The sequence below is a fragment of the Mycobacterium sp. UM_Kg27 genome (assembly GCF_000972905.1).
Taxonomy (GTDB): domain Bacteria; phylum Actinomycetota; class Actinomycetes; order Mycobacteriales; family Mycobacteriaceae; genus Mycobacterium.
Map to the genome: position 1 here is coordinate 1 of NZ_JRMM01000288.1, position 988 is coordinate 988.

General features: G+C 64.7%; 1 protein-coding gene and 1 pseudogene. Both read left to right on the forward strand.

All coding sequences use genetic code 11. The features are described 5' to 3' along the window. A pseudogene (pstB, locus tag LI94_RS21285) lies at positions 1 to 199 on the forward strand (phosphate ABC transporter ATP-binding protein); the annotation flags it as partial. 304 nt (positions 200 to 503) lie between these two features. Next, a partial coding sequence (locus LI94_RS21290) for an ATP-binding cassette domain-containing protein (protein WP_046302493.1) occupies positions 504 to 988 on the forward strand: 485 nt, incomplete at its 3' end.

Below are 988 nucleotides of genomic sequence, written 5' to 3' on the forward strand. Positions count from 1 at the left end.
GCTCAAGCAGGACTACACCATCGTCATCGTCACCCACAACATGCAGCAGGCGGCGCGGGTGAGTGATCAGACGGCGTTCTTCAACCTGGCTGATGTGGGCAAGCCCGGCCGGCTGATCGAGATCGACGCGACCGAGAAGATCTTCTCCAACCCGAGCTTCAAAGAGACCGAGGACTACATCTCCGGCCGCTTCGGTTAGCCGATCGCGGACGTCACACCCGGCGACTAAACCACTGGGCCGAAAGGCATTTCGGCTGGAGGCTCAACTTCCTGCCCGGTGTGAGTCGCAGACGCGCGCCCCCGGATCAGCCGGTGATCGACACCTTCGGCAACCATCGAGCCGCGGCGCCTCGCGGGAGACCTGGGCAGTGTCGCTGCGGTTCGCCAGATTGCGGGACGCAGGATCGTGGCTAGGCTGGCGCGCAGATCGTTGCTCCAAGTAGGTCTGGACCGTCGAAACCGCGGGCCGGGACAGGTTGAGTCGAGTGAGGAGAACGCTGCCAGTGGCCAAAAGGTTGGACCTGAGCGACGTCAACATCTATTACGGGTCGTTTCACGCGGTGGCCGATGTGACGTTGTCGGTACCGCCACGCAGCGTCACCGCGTTCATCGGGCCGTCGGGCTGCGGTAAGTCGACGGTGCTGCGCACTCTCAACCGGATGCACGAGGTCATCCAGGGGGCGCGAGTCGAGGGCTCGGTGCTGCTCGACGGTGAGGACATCTACCTGCCTGGCATCGACCCGGTGGGCGTGCGTAAGGCGATCGGGATGGTGTTCCAGCGCCCAAACCCGTTCCCCACCATGTCCATTCGCGACAACGTCGTCGCCGGACTGACGCTGCAGGGGGTGCGCAACCGCAAGTTGCTGGAGGAGACCGTCGAACAGTCGCTGCGCGGGGCCAACTTGTGGAACGAGGTCAAGGACCGGCTGGACAAGCCGGGCGGCGGGCTCTCCGGTGGGCAACAGCAGCGGTTGTGCATCGCGCGAGC